This window comes from Sorangiineae bacterium MSr11367, assembly GCA_037157805.1.
Lineage (GTDB): Bacteria > Myxococcota_A > Polyangia > Polyangiales > Polyangiaceae > Pendulispora > Pendulispora rubella.
In genome coordinates, this window is sequence record CP089983.1 from 2,153,648 (window position 1) to 2,172,674 (window position 19,027).

Below are 19,027 nucleotides of genomic sequence, written 5' to 3' on the forward strand. Positions count from 1 at the left end.
TTGCTGGAGGCGAGCATGGCGCTAACGGATCCCGCGTCGCGCGCGGTAGGGTACCTGATTCTTCGTCATCTCTACGATGGCGACATCATCGAATGGCCCATCCCCGACGATCATCCGCAGCGTCCCGTTTTCGAAGATCTGGAGGAGCAAGGATTCATTGCGCGGTGGGACCGCGTCTGGCCCCTTCATGATCGCTACCGCCTCACGGAGCGCGGCATTGCAGCGATCGAGGCGGTCTATCGCCCCAACGGCGCGGGCGATTTCTACAACGAGCTTCGCCAGCGCGGCTTGAACCCGGCCGATCGGCGGGCGTACATCGCCTCGCGCGGGCTCGACCCGTTTTTGTGGCCACTGCTGCACGATCCGTGGACGCACTGGAGCACGTTCACCGAGCTCGGGGCGTCGTATTACACGTATGTCTGGGAAGATCAGCGGCCGCCGCGGCGTACCCGCCATCAACGGCTGATGGCGAGGCCGCAGTACCTCGGGCATTCCGTCGACGAAGATAGGGACGACCTCGAGGACGATCCGTTGTACGAGGGGGACGACCCGATGCCGGTGGCATTGGTCGATCTCGACAACGAAGCCGATCACATCGGCCACCACGCGCCAGATCACGGCGATTACGACATATCTTGAGCACTCGAACATTGCGCATATTGCTCGTGGCCAATGACGGCGCGAGCGCAGGGCATGTGATGCGCGTGTTGGCGGTCGCACGCGGGCTTTCGCGGCAGGCGGAGCAGCGCGGGTTCACACCGGCTCTGCTTCTCGCGACCACGTCGGAAGCGCACCAGCTTGGAAGCGAGCAGGTGGCCGTGGTCCGCTTGCCTGCCCCGGTTGCGGGCCGCCGCGCCGGATTGACCGATGTCGAGCGGCGACGCATCACCGGTGCGGCCCTCGAAAGTGTGGCCGATGCCTTCGGGCCGGATCTTCTCGTGGTCGATACCTTTCCATCGGGACCGCACGGCGAGCTGGCCGGGCTCCTGTCGACGGGGCGCATGCCCTCCCGCGCCAAGCGCGCGATCGTGCGGCGAAGCTTGCCGCTGGAGGTTGCGGATCATCCCACCGTGGCGCGCGGCTTGGATCGGTACGATCTGGCCATCGTGGCGGACGATCCGTACCGCGATGAGACGTTGCGCTTGCCGTTGCGCACGGTGCACGTGCCGCCGATCACGCTGACGGAGCCGGCCGACGCGGAGAGCCGGGACCTTGCTCGGGCGCGGTTCGAGGTGCCCCGTGGCATGCGCGCGGTGTTGGTGGCGGCGGGAGGCGGGGCCGATCAGGAGGCGGAGCAGTACGCGGCGCGCATCGTCAAGCTCGTCAAGAAGGCGGGCACGGACGTGTTTCCCATTTCCGTGACGGGCCCGCTCGCATCGGGGCCAGGCGGCGTCCGCGTTGCGCCGATGGCCCCGTGGCTGGCCGCGTTCGACGGGGCATTCTCGGCGGCGGGCTACAACACCTCGCACGAGTTGGTGAAGGCCGGCATTCCCTCCGCGCTCTTCGCGATGCCGCGGCCGTTCGACGACCAAGCGGCGCGCGTTCAGCGCTTTGCGCGGGCGTCGTTGGCGTTCCCGTTGGAGCGGTTCGACGAGGAGTCTCTGCGCGAGGCGATGGCCTGGATCGATGGCGCACCCCGGGTGGGGCTGCCGTCGGGCGGTGCCGATGAGGCGGCGCGAGCTTTGCTGGAGCTGGTGGGGGCGACGTGAAGATCGCATTTCATGCGATCAACGGCGTAGGACTCGGGCACCTCGTGCGCGTCTTGGCCCTGGCCAACGAAGTGCGCGGCCTCGTGCCCGGGGTAAAGCTTCTGGTGGTGACCAATGCGCGTGACACGTCGGCACTCACCCGCGCGCGCATCGACTTCGTGGCGTTTCCTCCGCGGCTGCACGAGCCGCACGCCGACCCGGGGCGGGTCGATTCGGCGCTGCCGCCCGCGCTGGAGGAGGCGGCCCTTTTGGCCGTGTTCGAGACGTTCGCGCCGGACCTGGTGGTCTTCGACACGCACGCGCCGATGTCCGTGGTTCGGCAGCTCCGCGGCCCGCGCACGGTCCTCGTGCTTCGCGAATTGCGCCCCGAGGCGCTGCGCGCGTTCGTCGCGAGCGGGGCGCCGGCATGGTTCGATCGCATCGTGGTGCCGCACGATCCGGAGGACGTGGACATGCCGCTCGAAGGTGTGCCCGTCTCCATCGTGGGGCACGTGGTGAGCGCGAACGCGCTGGTCGCGCTCAACGTGCACGCTGGGGCGCCGGGGCCGGGCACGCTCGTCGTGGCCATGGCCGGCGGTGGAGGGCAGCCGCTCGATGCCGCGCGGTACACGCGCGCCGTGGCCGATGCGCACCTCCTCGCGCGGGCGCGTGTCCCGGCGCTGGAAACGGTGCTCGTGCTCGGTCCGTACGGGGAGATCCCCGCGCACGTCGAAGATGTCCCGGGCCTCTCCATTCGACGCGCCGTGGCCGATTTGCCGGGGCTCCTGGCGCGGGCCCAGCTCGTGATTTCGCAGGCGGGGTACAACGCCATCGCGGAGATCCGCGCGCTCGCCCGGCCGGCCATCGTGATCCCGGGATTTCGCAAGGCCGAAGATCAGCGCGCGCGGGCGAGACGCCTCGTGCGGACCGGTGCCGCGGTCATGGCGCGGCCGGAGGCACGGTCCATCGCGGATCGGATCGAGGCCCTGCTGTCGACACCGGGCGCGCTCGAGGCCATGCGGCGCGCCCATGAAGCGTATCCCCTGGTGCCGCGCAACCGCGACGCGGCGGAGGCGGTGCTTCGACCCGTGTGGCGCGGGGCGGGGCCACTCCGTCGTGCCGTGCTGGTCGCACACGATTTTGCACCGCGGGTTGGCGGCATGGAGACGGTGGCGCGCGCGCTCGCCGAAGGGTTGCTCGCGCGTGGGGTCGAGGTGCGGGTTTACACCATGAATCGGCTCGGTGCGGCGACGGCGAGCGGCCTCCCGGCGGGCGTCGTGCGCCCGCTGTATGCACCGCCTGCGGGCGGCCGCGGTATCGACTTGGAGGCGGACCTGCTGACGACCATCGATGCCGCCCTGGAGGACGCGCCCGATGTCATTCACCTGTGCCACGCGGGCCTGGGCCCATGGGTACCGGAGCTCCGTGCGGTGTTTCCCAGCGTGGTCACCGCCCACGTGCACGGCAACGATCTGCTCGCACCGTGGGTGCACCATGGCCGCGAGCCCGACGCGTACCGCGCCGCGCTGATCGAGGGGCTCTCCGGGGCCGATGCGGTGCTCTGCGTGTCCCACTTCTCTGCGCAGGCGGCGCGTGACGTTGGCGTATCGCCGGAGCGCCTCCAGGTGGTGGAAAACCACGTCGACGCCGACCGGTTCGCGCCGGGCCCGCGGGACGAGGCACTGGCGCGCCGGCTCGGCGTGCAAGCGGACGACGAGGTGTGGCTCACCGTGTCGCGCCTCGCCCCTCGAAAGGGGCATCGCACCGTGTTGCGAGCCCTCGCGGCGGTGGCGTCGCAGCGTCCGCGCTTGAAATACGTCTTCACCGGCGAGAGCGACGAGCGGCGCGCGGAGCTGCTCGCGTACGCCGCGTCGTTGGGCCTCGGTGCGCGCGTGGTGGCGGCGGGGTTCGTGGCGGAGGAGGAGCTTCCGGCGCTCTTCCGCCTCGCGGACGTGTTCATCTTGGTGCCGGACGGTGACGAGCGCACGGACGTCGAGGGCTTTGGGGTCGCATTGCTCGAGGCGGCCGCCAGTGGCATTCCGGCCATTGCCACCTCGGTGGGCGGCGTCCCCGAGGCGCTGGAGGACGGCGTGAGCGGCGTGCTCGTGCCCAAGGGCGACGATGCCGCGTTGGCGCGGGCGGCCCTTCGGTTTCTCGAGGATCGCGAGCTCGCCAAGGCCGTCGGCGCGCGTGCGCGTGCGCGGGTGACGTCGCGCTTTTCGCAAGTGCAGGCCGTCGAGCGCGTGGTGGGGGTGTGGGAAGCACGGTTGCAGGGGGCGAGGCCGACGCGTCCCGGCCCGAGCCTCGTGCACGCGGCCCGGGAGCAGGCGGGCAAGAGGCGACGGGAGCGGACCCGGCGCCTCGACGTCATGAAGGGGCACATCGCCCGCGGGAAGATCGTGCGGCTGCGGGCGATGGGCACCGGGGCGAGGCTCTTGCCCGATGCGCTCGCGGATTGCGCAACCTTGGGCCACGCGCCGCGTGTCGAAATGAAGCTGCGGCGGTTTCTCGATGCGGATTTCGCGGCCTACGCGCTTCCGAGCCTCGAATCGGTGGAGCTCGTGCACGGTGTGCCGCACGCGCTCGGGCCGGCGCTTTTGGAAAAGGTGCGCCGGCTGCCCGATGCGGCGCTGGCCAAGGTGCGCTCGGTGCGCATCTTCTTGACCACCGAGGCGCGCGAGCGCAGCGAACTCGCGCTCTCGGCGGTCACCGAGGCGCACGCCATGCGCAAGGCGCTGCGCGAGCGCGGTGTCCTGGTCGTGCCGCCGCCCGAGTTGATGCGCTACATGTCCGAGGTGCCCGCGGGTGGCCCCGAGACCGGCATGATCGAGCCGACGAATCTCTGCAACCTCGAGTGCCCCACGTGCCCCACGGGCAAGGGCAAAATCGCGCCGCGTCCGCCGATGACCTTGCGCCAATTCGACGACGTCATCGGCGCGCTCGCCCCGCGCATGAAGAACGTCGCCCTGTGGAACTACGGCGAGCCGCTCTTGCACCGCGAACTCCCCGCGATGATCGCGCGCGCCAAAAGCGCCGGCGTGCGCGTGGTGAAAGTCTCGTCCAACGTGCACTTCTTGAACGAAACGCGCGGGCAGGCGCTCCTCGGCTCCGGGCTCGACGTGCTCATTCTGAGCGTGGACGGCGCGAGCCAGGAAACCTATGCCACCTTTCGAAAGGGCGGCGATTTTGCCAAGGTGAAGGCGAACGTCGCCTGGCTCTGCGCCGAGAAGAAACGGCGCAATCTGGCCAAGCCACGCATCGAGCTGCAGTTCATCGCCATGCGGCACAACGAGCACGAGCTGCCCGAGATGCGACGCCTCGCGCACGAGTTGGGCGTCGATCGGCTGCGCATCAAGACGGTGAACGCCGAGGACGATGAAAGCCGGCACCTCGTTCCCAAGGAGCTGCTCCTTTCGCGCTACCGCGCCGACGGCCGCTCGCACAATCGGCTGCATCCGTTCTGCACGATGGCGTGGGACCACACCGTGGTGAACGTGGACGGCTCCGTGACGCCGTGTTGCTACCTCCGGCCCGATATGGGGGCCGAGTTCGTCATGGGCAACGTCTTCGAGACGTCCTTTGCCGAGATCTGGCGCGGCGAGAAGTACCGGGCCTTCCGCGCGGCCATGCTCGACGGGCGCGCCGCCATGCCGGTGTGCGGCACCTGCCGCGGCGGCACGCACGACTTGGTCGCCGCCGTCGAGGAGGTCAGCGCGTCATGATGGCGCTCTTCGAAGGCGGCACGCCGAACGAACCGGGGGCGGCGCGGGCCCTCTACGAGCGCGCGCTTGGCGAACCGAATGCCGCCCTTCGGTGGTGCGTCGACGCGGCGAACATCGGCCTCTTGTCCCGCGCGGTGCGCGAGCTCGATGCGACGACCGCGCTCGAGGTGGTGCTCCCCGCGCACGACGAAGCGCCGGATCGCACCGTGGTGGCCGACGAGGGTATGCTCGTTCCCACCTTGCGGCGCCTTCGCGAGCAGCGGCCGGAAGGGCTCGCCTTCACCATGACGAACGGGCGGCCTTACGTATTGCCGCCGCCGGCGCTGGACATCTCGACCAACGACCTTTGCGGCTTGAAATGCATCATGTGCGGCAACCGTGCCTCGCGCCGCGATCCGCACACCATCTCGGTCGACGACGTGCGCGCGCTCGTCGACGAAGCTGCGGCGTGGGGCATCCGCCGCGTGGCCCTTACGGGTGCGGGTGAGCCCTTTCGCGATCCCGCGATGCTGGAGCACGTGGCCTACGCCAACGCGCGCGGGCACCTGGTGACCATCACCTCGAACGGCTTCCCCATCTCCGAGAAGATGGCCGCCGACCTCGCCCAGCGCAATGTCTCCATCTCCATGTCCATCCACGGCGCGACGGAGGCCACGCACGACGCCATCGTGGGCGTGCCCACGGCCGCCGAGCATGCGTGGCGCGCGGTGCGGCGCCTCGTGCGTGCGCGCGATGGCCGGCCGGACTCGAAGCTCCGTGTGAACGTCTCCAGCGTCATCCAGCGCGACAACCTCGGCGAAATCCCTGCACTGGTTCGGCGCGCCCGCGAAGAGGGGTGCAATGGCATCAACCTTCAGCCGGTCAACCTGCAGCACGGCTTTCTCAAGGCCGGGGCCATCGTCCGCCGCGACGACATCGGTGCGATGTCGCGCCTCTGGCCCGTGGACCGCGCCGAGCTCGATCGCGTTTTCGAAGAGCTCTCGACCCTGAAGCCCGAATGCGGCCGGTTCCTGCATGCCTCCCTGGAGCGGCTCGCGCTGCTCCGCCGCTACTTCGACGACCCCTCCCGCGACGCGCTCGGTGTGACCTGCCGCGTGGGCGAGTCGTTCCTCGCCGTCGATCACCGCGGCCAGATCAAACCATGTTACCGCCTGCCATGGTCCTACGGGGATGCGCGCTTTCAGCGCCTGCGTCCACTTTGGAACAGCGAAGCGTACGCGCGAACGCGCGCCCTGGTCGAGAGCTGTCCGCTCACGTGCATGAACAATTGCTTCTTTCGCAAGGAGGCCGCCTCGTGATTCCGCTGGTCGAGCGCGTGCGCGTGAACGTCGCCGATCCCGAGCTTGCCCGTGCGATGACCCAGGCCATCGCCGATGCGATCCGTGCGGCCCTGCCGTCCGAGCTGCCGGCGCCGGCCCCTCCCGTCGTCCGCTTTCGCACGCGAAAAAAGCTCGCCCGGCTGCTCACGGCGCCGGAGGCGCTGGCCGGTGCCCTGGCCGTGGTTCGTGTGACCTCGGCCAATGCACGCCACCTCGAAGCCTGGGTCACCGAGGTGCGGCGGGCCGGGGTGGCCGGCGTTCAGCTCGTATGGAATGGACGCGATCCCGCGCCGGAGCGGGTGGCGTCGCGCATCTTTCGCGTCCTCGAAATGGCCCGCGCGACCTTGCGCGAGGCCCCCGTGATGCTCTCGGCGCGTGCCGTTCCGGCGCAGGCGCTGCTTCTCTCGATTTCGATGAAAGGGACCTCGCCATGATGACATGCGGGCGGGCCATCGCGATCTTGCGCGGCCTCGAGAACAACAGTCTCACGGTGCAGGCCAAGGAGATCGACGAATTGATCAAGGCCGGCGCTGTCATCGAGGCCGATCCCGAGCATTTCCACGTGCTTACGCGCATTCATCAGCTGAAATCCATGGTGCCGGAGCTGGACGATCCGACGTCGACGTTTTCGCTCGGCATGGCGCTCAAGGACATCGAGGCGAAGCTCAAAGACGAGTGGTACCGCATCCGAACGGGCAAAGAGGAGCTTCGCGCCCAGGAGCAAGCCCGCGTCGCGATCCGCTATGCCCTCGGCCGGCTCTCCGATCGGGTCGAGGGGGAGAAGCTGCTCGCGCTGAACCAGCAGCGCGCGCTGATCCCGGATGGCGCGATGTACGTGCCTTGCCCAGCGCTCGGTTGCGAACTGTACGCCATCACGCATCGCGGTCGCAGCATGCGGCACGAGCTCGAGATCCGCCTGGCCCGTTTCGAGCCGGTGGCGTTCTCCGTCTTCCTCAAGGTGTTCGACAAGACGTACGCCAAGATGGACGCGTTCGTGAAGAACCTCGCCGCGGTCTCCCAGGACGTCCCGCCGGTGCGCAAACACCGCGCGCAGATCCTCGTCGGCCTGATCAAGTCCGGATTGCCGGCGCAGCAGGCGACGGGCACCTACCGCGAGGTGCTGCGCCACAATCAGCCGCCCGACGTCGCGGTTCTGTGCGCGCGCAACGCCGGGAAGTTCGGCAACATGGCCAACACCATGGGCGCGCTTCAGCGCGTGCACCGCGCGCTCGTGCAGGCTGGCCTGCGCGACAGCCAGGAGCTCGCCTCGGCGGCCAAGGCGCTGCTCGCCTACGAGCCGCCCGAATCCGGCGTGGGGCGCTTTCTCGAGCTCGTGCGTGGCGTGGGGCAGCTGTTCCCGAACAGCGCGTTCCTCGTCTACAAATATGCCGCCCGGCTGATGCCTTCCACGGGCACCGTTCCCGAGATCGTGCGGCGCGTTTCCATCGCCGTCCAGCTCCTGCTCCCGCGCGGCAACCTCGTTCCCGACCAGGCCAAGGTGGCCGTGGCGCTGGCGTCGATGGTTCAAGCGGAGGACGTGCTCCCCGGTTTCGTCGAGCGCTTCTTCCAGGTGCGGCAGCTGCTGGCCCACGACGCCGGCAACCAGCCCGCCATGGCGGTGGACTATGCGCTCGAGTGCGTCGTATGCCCCGGAACGCCGGAGGAAGTCGTCTCCCTCGTGCGAAGCCTCGCCCGCCGCATCACCGAGGAGCGCGCGCAAGTCACCGATCCGCGCGACGCCACCGCCATGGCGGTCGCTTTCGCCAAACGCTTCGCTTATTGAAGCGCGGCTACTTCTGCGTGATGTTTCCTTTGGAATCGATCACCCAGAGCCCCTGGCGGTCGACCTCATCGTCGCTGAACGTGTCGTTCTTGTTCGTGTTCGACTTGTGAAGGTCGAACGTGCCCGGCGCGATATTGCCCTTTCGCTTGAACTGCTCTTCCCAGGTGCGGGGTTTCACGCCGTCGGTGTCGACGAGCACGACCGTGCCCTTCTCCATCACTTCGATCATCGGAACGGTGATTCCATTGATTTGGACCCGCTCGTATTTCCCATCGGGCGGTACCCAGCTGGCCGTCGCACCGGTCGTTTGAGTTTCGCGCTTCTCTTGCTTGCCCTCTTGGTCTTCGCCGCGCGGGCGGCTGCATGCCATGCAGAAAGCCAAGACAAAGAACAACATGGGAAGTCCAAATCGGGTCATCGTGATCGCGAATGCTACTCGCGAATTGGAGGCTCTGGAATCATTCCAAATTGGCCACGCTTGAGCCGAAGTGGCGCTCGTTCGTTTTAGGGGTGCGTTTTGCCGGGCGGCGGAGCATAACCCTGGGCCGGATGACCTCACGCACTGCGCTCATCGTAGGTGCCACCGGGCTGGTGGGCAGTCACTGCCTGGAGCTCCTGCGTTCCGAAACGCACTATCGTCGCGTGGTGGTGCTCACACGGCGAACGCTCGGTGTTGCCGACGGCAAGTTGGGCGAAGAACTCGTCGACTTCGACCGCCTCGACGAACACCCCGACACCTTTCGCTGCGACGACGTCTATTGTTGCCTCGGTACCACGCGAAAGGTTGCCGGCTCCAATGAAGCATTCCGCAAGGTCGATCACGACTACGTCGTCGACGTTGCGCGCCTGGCCAAGGCCGGCGGCGCACGACGTTTCGCCCTCGTTTCGAGCGTGGGGGCCGACGTGCGCTCGCGCAACTTCTACCTGCGCGTGAAGGGTGAGACCGAGCGGGACGTCGAGGCGCTCGGCTTCCAGGTCCTGCAGATCTTCCGTCCCAGCTTCCTCGTCGGGGAGCGCCATGTGCGCCGCCCCGGCGAAGCGGTGGCCGGCGTCGTCTCCCGCGGCGTGGCCGGTGCACTCGTCGGCCCCTTGCGCAAATACCGCCCCATCGAGGCCTCCACGGTGGCCGCGGCGATGGTGCGCTCCCTCGTGCAGCCCGGGCAGGGAGAGCCCGGCCATCACGTTCACACGTTCGACGGCATCCAGTCCCTCGTCCCTCGCGATGCCAGCGTCTAGCGCTCGGCCGGCGGCACCAGCGGGTGGCGCGTGATCGTCCCCTCCGCCGTCCGCTTGCCCGCCGTCACGTAGAGCTGCCCCTCGTTTCGCACCAGCTCCCATTGGGTGTGCCGCTCGATGCTCGCCTCGAGGCCGTCGAGAAACGACGGCTCGAGCCGCCATACTTCGATGTCCGCGGCGCGGTGGATTTCCTTCTTCGCCACGTCACGCCGGAGCAGGTTCAGCTCGGTGTGCGTATAGAGCGCCACCCGCTTGGCCGCCTTCGAAGCCTTGTGCAATCGCTCCGCCGACGGCGCACCGACATCGATCCAGGCCAAGAGAATCCCCGTGGGATCGTGCACCGCCACGGGCGGCTCGTCGGTGGACGAGAGGCCGCCTTTGCTGAATGCAATGCCTTCCTCGTACGAGAGCGCGTACGCAAAGAGCCGCGTCAGCATGTAGCGCATGCTTTCCGACGGATGCCGCGCCATGCGCAGATCCAAAGATTCGTAAACGCTGCGGTCGACATCCGAAAGCGCGACCTCGACACGATGAACCGTCGCAGTAAGGGCCATGGCTGGCCCATCTTAGCCGATTGTCTAGGCGCTCTCGGCGTGCGAGTTTCGCTCGGACAAAGACGAGCGCAGTTTCGACAGCCGTTCGAGGATGCGCTCGAGGCTCACGCGGAGCTCCGCGGGACGCCGATGCCCGCGATCGATCTCGATGGTCTCGGGCTCCAGCGTTTGCCATTCGACGAGCTCTTCACGGCCCGCGCGGTGGATGCGCACGCGCACTTCATGCCGAAGCGAGTGCATGCGCGAGAGGTTCTCTTCGAGCTCGGACATCTTGGTCTGGTGCATGACGGGCTCCTCCCCCGACGAGAACCCCGTCGGCGATTCGTCGTAATCCGCGCACTGCCGGGATCGCAATCCTCGATGCAAGATGACGGACATCGCATCATTGCATAGCCGGCGTTCGCGCGGACCGATTTCCAGAGAAAAATTAGAAAGGTGCGCGGCTCCAACACCCCGCCAACTCCTAACCAGCACAGCGGGGCAGATTTGTCGAAGCAGCGTTTCGATGCTCCAGCGCTCCGCTTCGTTTCGGCTTTCGTCGTCTCCAATACAATACCCAATAGCGCGCAGCGTCAATAGCGTCGTTGCCAGACTCCGTCGACAATGGAGGTGCCGCGATCGCCGAACGTGGTTTCCAGCGTCCAATTGCGTTTCACGCGCCAGCTGACGATCAAGAAATTGCGATCGGGTCGGTCGAGCGGGGGGACGCCCAACGCGTGGCCCAACTTGACCGCGAGGCTGCGCGACAATTGGAACTCCAGCTCCGGGCGCGGATTGGCGGATTGGGTCGTGTCGATGTGGGCCGTGATGCGATCGGTGCCCGCCAGATCCTCGATGCCTTTGTTGAGCCCTTGTGCTGCATAAGCGCCGCCCATCCCCACCGCGCGAACGGTGCCATCGGGCTGCCGCTGTGGGTACGGTGTCGATTGCGAGCCTTCCGCGGTGCCGAACATCAGCAGCGCCACGATCTCGTTGTTCGGCCGCGGCGGTTCGGACCGCAAATGGACTTTGCCCGTTTTCAGCGGGCCAACGAAATCCGCATACACCAGCGTCCCATCAGGGGCATTCCAGCGAGCGGTCACCACAATCTCCGGATTGTTCGGTTCGCCCGTGAACGATACGGTGCCTCGCTCGATTTCGAGCTTCTTGCCTTGCAGCTCGATGAAGCCACCGGTGAGGCGGAGCCGTCCGGACATGGTCGTCTTTTCGCCGTTGATTTGGATTCGAGGATCGCCGGTCACACCGACCTTCACGTCGGTGGAGCGACGAATCTCGACATCGTCGCCCAGGTGAACGTTGACGATGGTGGCCGTCGGCGGGGCGTCGTCGATCTTCGGATCGCCGCCTTCGTAGTCCTCTTGATCGAGCGGCAGCTTGGTCAGCTCGTCGCGTTTGCGCTCGACGCCCACCTGGATGTCATCGCGCGGCTGGAGATCTTGCACGCTGTTGCCGCCGGTGGGCGGGAGCTTCGTGTGGAAGCTGGGGATGTTCACGTTCATCGTGGTCGTGCGGCCATCGGGGCTGTTGCGAACGTCGAGGCGCACATCGCCGTAGATGGCGCCGATCGGTTCGCCTTGCAGGGCGAGCGGCAGCGCTTCGCGTTCGCGGATGTGCACCTTGCCGGATGCGTGCTCCAGCTTGGTGCCGCTCAACTTGGCCTCGGCACTCGCGGAGAGCTTGCCCTCGGTGCCGTGCGCCACCACGTCGTCCACGCGCACACGGCCGTCCTCGGTGAGCTTCACGGTAGCGCGCACGCCGTGCAGCTCGTCGCCGAGGGCGGGCAGATTGACCACGCCTTCGCGGAAGGCGAGCTCGCCGCTCATTTTCGCGTCCTTGGTGCGCGGATCCAACCGACCCTGCGCCTTGGCATCGAGGTATCCGTCCAGATCGCTCACGGCGCCGGCGAGAAACGGCTCCAGCGCGGCGACGCGGAAGTGCTTCGCGGCAACGGAGCCCTCGAGCGGTTTGCTCTCGTCGAGCGCGGGCGCCACGGCCGCGCCCCATCTCATGGCGGCGCGGGCCCGCGCTTCGAAGAAGCCGTCGTCCTGGTCGAACCGAACCACGGCCTCCGCCGGCTCCGGGCCGCCGGCGTGGGCCTCGATGAAGCCGCCTTTGTAGCGCGCTTCGCCCACCGCCAGCTTCTCGAGGTCGAGGCGCGCGTGTGCCCGCGCATCCTTGTGAATGCCTTGGACGGTCAGGTCGCCGTGCATCGTTCCGCGCAGCTGCATGTCGGAGAACTGCGAAACGCTCTGCAGCGGAAAGTTGGCCAGCTTGGCCTGCAGATCCGCGTCCCATGGCAGCTCGCGCCCGGCCACGGGATGGATCAGATCCTCGACGTTCACGTTGGCCTGCGCCTTGGCCGTGAGAACCTCCGCGCCCGGAAGCGTGTTCACGCGCACGGTGGTCTCGAAGCGTTTCCCATCGTAGGTCGCGTTCACGCGCGTGTCCGTGGCCGGCGTGCGGGTCGCGGGCTCGACCTTGAAGTCGGAAAGGCGCGCGTTGACGGCGAGGCGTGGCTCCTGCGCGCTGCCCGATGCCGCGAGATCCACCTCGACGTGCCCCGGCATCCCTTTGGTGCGAAACAGTGGCGGTAGATCGGCGACCTTGCGGCGGGGCACCTGAAAGCGCGCCTCGAAGGGAACCTTTTCGAGCTCCTCCATCGCGTGGGCCGGATCGGGATCGCGCCAAAGGTCGTTGTACGGCAGGTCCGCCTTGGCATCGAAGTTCATCAACGGCCCGTGCGCATCGACCAGGCGCGCCGACACCTCCGCATGCCCGCTGGTGGCGTCCACGCGCACGTTGAGGGCTGCATCGATGTCGCTGCTTCGCCAGGCCGGCGGCGCGACGACCCGCGTTCGGCCCACGGGCGGTGGATCCTCGGGCTGCGTGCCCGCGAGCACCAACCCGCGCGTTTGCGTGGTGAGGCTGATCTCGGGCGCCACCTTGGGCGAGTCGCGGCGCAAGGTTCCCGTGACGTCGATCTTGCCCTTCATCTCGCCGAAGGGAAGCGACCCTGGTGGCACGAGCGCCGCGATGCGCTCCAGATCGAGCTCGCCCTCCAAGGCGGCACGGCCGATGGCGCCTTTCCACGCCGCGGCATCGAGCGGGCCCTTCGCGCCGTACAACTTCGCCCGGGTGCTGCGGAGCGAGACATGGCCGGCCTTCGCGAAGTCGGCTTTCAGGCCGATGTCGAGATCGTCGTCGTTCAGAACCGCCGCAAGCTCCACGTTGCCATGTTCCAACTCGGAGACCGTGGCATCCTCCACGGACACGTCCACGCGGCCCTTCGAGGTGCGCTCCGCGAGGCTCGCGTCGATGGCGAAGGCCAAGGTCCCGCCGGACACGTTGTCCTGAACGTCGAGCAGGCGGGCCATGCGCTCGAGATCGAGCCCATCGGCCTTGGCGTGCACCGTCAGCCCGTGCGTGCTCTTGGCCAGCGACGCGTGCGCGGGTGCGCCCAGGCCCGAGAGGACGAGACCGTCGACCCTCAAGGAATTGGCCACCGCGATGCGGTCGACGTTCAGCGCCACGCTCTCGCCGTTGCGATCGAGCGTCACGCGCGCGTTGCGAACGACTTGGTGCACGGGATCGACGGAGGCGCGCACGCCGAGGGTGCGAACGTCGTAGCCGCCCGCGACGACGTCGCTTGCGTAGACGCTTGCATCGATGCGCGGTGCAGAGAAGGTGCCTCTGGCGCGCGCGTCGACGGTCGCGTGGGCGATTTGCGCAGCATCGGCGTACGCGAAGTCGCGCACCTGGGCCTCGAGCCGCGCATCCAGCGTTTGACCCTCGACGTCGACGCTCCCCGTGGCCTTCAGATCGAGCGCACCGGCGAGGCCTTGCGTGAGGCGCTCGAGTCGCGGGATGCGCTCCACCGCGGGCACGCGGCTGGAGACGGCGAAGTCGACCCGATGGTGCTCGCCGGCGGGCCGCAAGTTGGCCTCGAAGGCAACGGGGGCGCCTCGTTCGTCGATGGTGCCCTCGGCGCGGGCGCTGTCCTCGGTGAAGCGTCCGCGCACATGCGCCGGTGGCACGGCGTTCGGCCCCACCGAGCCGGGGAGCACGTCGAAGTTGTAAACCCCGGACAGCGCGCCCTGCGGCCCAATGGCCAGCTCGATTTCGCTGGTGGCCGCGAGCTTCGAGGCCGGCGCCGTCTCCGAGAAGGAGCGAACGTCGACATCGCGCGCCACGACGCGTGCGAGCACGTGGGTGCGCTCGGCCCCGAGCCCGACAGTGCCCGTGACGTCGACCACGCCCGTGCCCGCGCTGAGGTGCGCCTTGGCCGCGAGGCGTGACATTTCGCCGTGCACCTCCGCATGCGCCTCGAACGGATCGCGCACGGGCGGCGGGTCGAACATGCCGCGAAGCCGCTCCGGGTCGGCCCGCGGCACATCGAGCACCGCGTCCAGGCGATCGCCGTTCATGCGCGCATGCGCCCGCGCCGGAACGCCGCCGGCATCACCGTCGAAGCGCCCGGTGAGCTCCATCGATTCACCGCTGGCCGAGGGCATGGCCAAGTGGAACTCGGCCGCCCCCTGCGGATTGGCCCGATGGGGCATTCCCCGCGCGGCGAGTCGTGCGCGATCCAGATCGACGCGCGTCTCCTTCGGGGCCACGAGCACGCGCAGCGAGAGCCCATCGGCATCGACGTCCAACGGCGGGGCACCGGCCATGGTTCCGTGCACCCAGCCGTGCGCGAGCGTCGCGCGCGGAAAGGACAATCGCAGCCCGCGCGCGGTGGGATCCGGTGGTGGTGCGGGGGCCGTCTCGATGGGCTCGAACGCACGAAGCAGGCGCATCACGTGCTCGGGGCTCTGATCGTCGTCGAGGTTCGCTTCCAGGTACGCGATATCGATTCGTCCAACGGTGACCTCGATATCCCCTTTTCCAAGCAGCGCGGATTTCAGCACAGCCATGGCAGACAGCCGGGCGTCCACGCCATCCGCGAGCAGCACGCGTTGTCCGCGGGGATCGGCCACCTCGGCACGCACCCCGCGCACGCCATCGAGCCCGAGGTGCGCCACGCTCTCGATGGAAATGCGCCCCTTCAGCGATTGCGCCAACAGCGCATGAATCTGATTCGCCGCGACACGCCGCGTCGCCGGCAGATCCAGGTGCAGCAGCACACCGCCCACCGTCGCCGTGACGAACGTGACCGTGGTGCCCACGACCGCACCGATGATGCCCAAAACGCGTCGCAATCGCATCAGAACGCCTCTCCAAGGCCGAAAGCAATGGCAATTGGAATGCCGAAGAGGTCCTGCGGTGTCTTTTCGTCGCGCGTTCGCCCGCCGAGCACCTGAAGCCCGGGGATCCGATAGCCGACGTCCAATCGAATGGGGCCGACCGGTGTGTCGTAACGCGCGCCCAGTCCGCACGAGAGGTGCAAGTGCGTGAGGCGAATGTCCACAGTTTGAGGAGAGACGTCACTCATGTCACAGAAGACGGCCCCAGCCAGCGGGCCATGGATGACGAAACGCAGCTCGTTCTGAAATTCCCAGAGCGTGAAGCCACCGATGGGAATGGTGCAATTCGGGTCTGTGGATCCCGGTACGCATGCGCTCTGCACTTGGGCCGCCGCGGTCTCCGGGTTCAAAAAGGGCACGAACGCATGCGGGCTCACCCCACGGAACGGGTAACCGCGGTTCGAGGTGGAACCGCCGGAGAAGAATCCTCGAAAGAACATCACCTGGAGATCGCGCGTGCGATCGGCATCCTGTGGCAATTGGGCGCGAGCAGGATCGCGCACGGCGTCTCCGTAGTTCGATGGGAAAAGGAACCCTACGGAGAGTCGGGTCACGAACGAGCCTTTCGAGGCCACAGGAATGTACGTGCGGATCTCGGGCTGCACGCGGATATCGCGAACGTTGCCGCCGAGGCCGGCCACCTGCAAATCGTTTCCGAGGAAAATGCCTTTTCGCGGGTGCACGGCATCGTCGCGAAAGTCGAGTTGGGTCAAAAGCTCGGGGTAGCTGACCACCACGTTGGAAAGGGTCGGGTCTTTCGAGCCTTGGTACATGAACGGTACATCGATTTGCACATTGTGAGATAGCGCGGCATAAAGCTTCCAGAGCGTGCGATCGACGCCAACCGCACCGCGGAATTCGGCATAGCCCAATACCGGATCGGGCGTTTTGGCATCGGGATTCAGAAGCACCGGAAAGACATTGAACTCGGGGCGAACGAACCCCGTGGTGCGCGCCTCGAGGAATCCGGGTTGGCGCAGCTCGGCGCGCAGCTTTTCCTCGGGGAAGAAGCGCTCGGGGGCCACCAGGTTGTTGATGCGGGTCGGATAGAAGACCAAGCCGGGTTTCAAGCTCACTTGGAAGCTTCGAAACCCGCCGAGGAAGTTCTTGCTCTCCCAGCCCACGAGCCCGTGGACATCGGCCCGCAATTGGTCGAATTCGACGCCGCCGCCCAGCCGCACGGTGCGAAGTCGGGCCGGTTCGACACGGACCGTCACCGGCACCACGTGGTCGGCCGGCGGTGGCGTGCGCAAATCCGGTTTCATTTCCACCGAGGCAAAAACGCCCAATTCCAAAATAGCCTGCTGCGCGCTGTCGAGATCGGCCTCGGAATACGGTTCTCCTTCCTGGATATCCATCGCGCGGCGCACCGGGGCTTCGGGCAGCTCGCCCAGGCCCTCGATGGTCATTCGGCCGAAACGTGCGGGCTTCTCCGGGGTCGCGCTGAGGACGATTTTGGCGGCATGGCGAACCATGTCCACCGCCGCCGCGCGGGTCACCTTGGCGTAAGCATATCCGCGATCGCTGAGCGCGCGACGAACATCGCCTTCGGCGGTCGTGAGATCGTCTTCGGCAAACGGCTGGTCGTGCGGCAAACGCTTGGCGGCAGCCTTCAACGCGGCATCGCGCACCGGTGGCGGGAGCGCCTCGATGCCCTCCACGGTGACGTGCTCGATGCGCACGGGCAGGCCCTCGTCGACGATGACCTCGACACGAATGTGACCTCTGCCGGTCTCGATGATCTGACCCGCCGTGGCGCGGGCCTCGTAGTAGCCTCGTGCGCGATAAAAGCGCTCCACGCGCGCGAGATCGCGCTGCAAAACGAAGCGATCGAGAAGTTCGTAATCGAAGACGACGCCACGAAAGAGCGATAAAAATTTCGGGCTGGGGCTGGTCGCGAGCTTTTCGGCGATGTCGGACTCGTCGACGCCGCGCGCGCCGCGGATGTTCACCGCATCGACGGCCGCGCGACCTTTTGGCACCGACGCGCAGCCGGTCAGACTCACCAGCAGCACGAAAAATCCGAGAAGTCCGAGAAGGGCTCCGTATCTCAAGCGGAAGGCCGCGACCATGGGTACAAAGCAACAGCAAGGCCGTTCGCGTCGGGGCCGGGCATGCCACGTGCTCACGCGTCACGATGATGCGGCGTCGCGGCTTCGTATTCGTCGTGCTTGCATGGTGCACGTGTGTCGCCGGCTGCGGCTACGCGCGGCTTCCGCATCCCACGTACATTCGGCAAACCTCAACGGAGTTGGTCGAGGTTCCGTATCCTCCACCGCCCGCGCGCGTCGAGTTCGTACCCGCGAAGCCGCGCGATGAAGCGGTCTGGGTCGATGGCGAATGGACGTGGCACGGCCGGCGTTGGGCATGGAAACGCGGTCGATGGGTCATTCCTGCATCGGGCACGGCATTCTCGCCACGCGCCTTGGTTCGAAACGATGCGGGGACATTGTTCGCCGCCGAGGGACGATGGCGCGACGTGCGCACGGGACGCGAGGTCGCGGCGCCCTCGGAGCTGGCCGTTGGAAAGGCGAGCCCCGGCGACGTGGTCGATCCGGAGGGCGATCCGACGGCGACGGGTCAAGACCTCGAATAGGGCGCGTGCACATCGCACGCAGGAAAGAGCCAGCCTCACTGCATCGATGATTGAAACTCGTCGCGTCGTGGTGAATGATCCGCGTCGGTGCGGCTCCCAACCCTGGAGCACGAGGCCTCATGTCCATCGTTCGCAAACTCGCATTCGGTTTGGCGACGGTCACCTTCGTGACCCTCGGTGTCAGCACACTGGTGTCGACGGCCAACGCACGCCGACGACACGATGCGGAAACCATCGAGCGCGCAGGCCCGATAAAAGCAGGGGAAAAAAGCGCGCGCGAGCCCATCATCCTTTTGCACGGTTGGGCGGCGTCGCGGAAAGATATGGCCACGATGCGGGGTGGTTTCGCGCAGGCGGGATATCCCACCTACGTGGGTGCGTTCGGGGGTGAGGACAACATCGCCAACGCGCGGGCCATTGCCGACATCGTCGACGTTGCCAAACGGGAGACCAAGGCCGAAAAGGTCCATCTGGTCGGTCACAGCATGGCCGGGCTGTCGATGCGTTACTACATCAAGCGCTTGGGCGGGGCAGCGAGCGTGCGCTCGTACGTGGCCTTCGGTACGCCTCAGTATGGCTTTTCGGTCGCGTGCATTCTGGCCGAAGCCAACGGGGGCCAAATGTGCCCGTCGAGCGCCTTCCTGACGGACCTCAACGCCGGCGACGACACGCCGGGGGACGTGGCCTATTTCGCGTACCGAAGCACCAAGGACACGCCGGGTATCACGCGGCTCGACGGCGGAGCATGCTTCGTCGAGCTGCCCGACGTGTCGCACTTCGACGAGCCCAAGTCCCCTGCGTTCCTGCAGTCGATTTTGCTCGCCGTCGGCGGTACCTGCCCGGGCACGTACACGGAGCTGGCTGCGAACTGACACGCGCGAAT

General features: G+C 67.2%; 14 protein-coding genes. 9 read left to right on the forward strand and 5 right to left on the reverse strand.

Features of this window, described 5'->3' with window-relative positions:
• Positions 1-15 precede the first annotated feature (15 nt).
• From LVJ94_08490 to LVJ94_08515, 6 genes are read left to right on the forward strand one after another with little or no spacing between them, the layout of a single operon-like run.
• A complete protein-coding gene (locus tag LVJ94_08490; GenBank protein WXB07273.1) occupies positions 16-639 on the forward strand; it encodes a hypothetical protein in 624 nt (207 codons plus the stop codon).
• Positions 636-1,709 (forward strand): hypothetical protein, encoded by a 1,074-nt coding sequence (locus LVJ94_08495; GenBank protein WXB07274.1) that lies wholly within the window; start codon positions 636-638, stop codon positions 1,707-1,709. The genes LVJ94_08490 and LVJ94_08495 overlap by 4 nt, the downstream gene beginning before the upstream one ends.
• The gene (locus LVJ94_08500) at positions 1,706-5,410 is read left to right on the forward strand and encodes a glycosyltransferase (protein WXB07275.1); all 3,705 of its coding nucleotides are present in this window, start codon (positions 1,706-1,708) and stop codon (positions 5,408-5,410) included. Before LVJ94_08495 ends, LVJ94_08500 begins: the two co-directional genes overlap by 4 nt.
• The gene (locus tag LVJ94_08505; protein WXB07276.1) at positions 5,407-6,708 is read left to right on the forward strand and encodes a radical SAM protein; all 1,302 of its coding nucleotides are present in this window, start codon (positions 5,407-5,409) and stop codon (positions 6,706-6,708) included. The genes LVJ94_08500 and LVJ94_08505 overlap by 4 nt, the downstream gene beginning before the upstream one ends.
• Positions 6,705-7,163, forward strand: a complete 459-nt coding sequence (locus LVJ94_08510; GenBank protein WXB07277.1) for a hypothetical protein — start codon at positions 6,705-6,707, stop codon at positions 7,161-7,163. The genes LVJ94_08505 and LVJ94_08510 overlap by 4 nt, the downstream gene beginning before the upstream one ends.
• Positions 7,160-8,512 (forward strand): hypothetical protein, encoded by a 1,353-nt coding sequence (locus tag LVJ94_08515; GenBank protein ID WXB07278.1) that lies wholly within the window; start codon positions 7,160-7,162, stop codon positions 8,510-8,512. The genes LVJ94_08510 and LVJ94_08515 overlap by 4 nt, the downstream gene beginning before the upstream one ends.
• 7 nt (positions 8,513-8,519) lie before the next feature.
• On the opposite strand, the gene LVJ94_08520 is transcribed toward LVJ94_08515, so the two are convergent.
• Positions 8,520-8,909, reverse strand: coding sequence for a hypothetical protein (locus LVJ94_08520; GenBank protein WXB07279.1), 390 nt, complete (start codon positions 8,907-8,909; stop codon positions 8,520-8,522).
• A gap of 152 nt (positions 8,910-9,061) precedes the next feature.
• Between LVJ94_08520 and LVJ94_08525 the strand changes: the two genes are divergently transcribed.
• Positions 9,062-9,748: an oxidoreductase gene (locus tag LVJ94_08525; GenBank protein ID WXB07280.1), complete on the forward strand. Its 687-nt coding sequence runs from the start codon at positions 9,062-9,064 to the stop codon at positions 9,746-9,748.
• Here the strand turns inward: LVJ94_08525 and LVJ94_08530 are convergent.
• The 4 genes from LVJ94_08530 to LVJ94_08545 all read right to left on the reverse strand — a co-directional run bounded on the left by LVJ94_08530 (position 9,745) and on the right by LVJ94_08545 (position 17,620).
• Positions 9,745-10,302, reverse strand: a complete 558-nt coding sequence (locus LVJ94_08530; protein ID WXB07281.1) for a YaeQ family protein — start codon at positions 10,300-10,302, stop codon at positions 9,745-9,747. The two genes, LVJ94_08525 and LVJ94_08530, sit on opposite strands and share 4 nt — an antisense overlap.
• 24 nt (positions 10,303-10,326) lie before the next feature.
• The gene (locus tag LVJ94_08535) at positions 10,327-10,587 is read right to left on the reverse strand and encodes a hypothetical protein (GenBank protein ID WXB07282.1); all 261 of its coding nucleotides are present in this window, start codon (positions 10,585-10,587) and stop codon (positions 10,327-10,329) included.
• A 287-nt stretch (positions 10,588-10,874) separates the two neighbouring features.
• Entirely contained in the window at positions 10,875-15,509 is a 4,635-nt protein-coding gene (locus tag LVJ94_08540; protein WXB07283.1) for a translocation/assembly module TamB, read from the reverse strand.
• Positions 15,509-17,620: a BamA/TamA family outer membrane protein gene (locus tag LVJ94_08545; protein ID WXB07284.1), complete on the reverse strand. Its 2,112-nt coding sequence runs from the start codon at positions 17,618-17,620 to the stop codon at positions 15,509-15,511. Before LVJ94_08545 ends, LVJ94_08540 begins: the two co-directional genes overlap by 1 nt.
• 65 nt (positions 17,621-17,685) lie before the next feature.
• On the opposite strand from LVJ94_08545, the gene LVJ94_08550 reads away from it, so the two are divergent.
• A complete protein-coding gene (locus tag LVJ94_08550) occupies positions 17,686-18,144 on the forward strand; it encodes a YXWGXW repeat-containing protein (protein WXB07285.1) in 459 nt (152 codons plus the stop codon).
• 119 nt (positions 18,145-18,263) lie between these two features.
• The gene (locus tag LVJ94_08555; GenBank protein ID WXB07286.1) at positions 18,264-19,016 is read left to right on the forward strand and encodes a hypothetical protein; all 753 of its coding nucleotides are present in this window, start codon (positions 18,264-18,266) and stop codon (positions 19,014-19,016) included.
• The last annotated feature ends 11 nt before the right edge of the window (positions 19,017-19,027 follow it).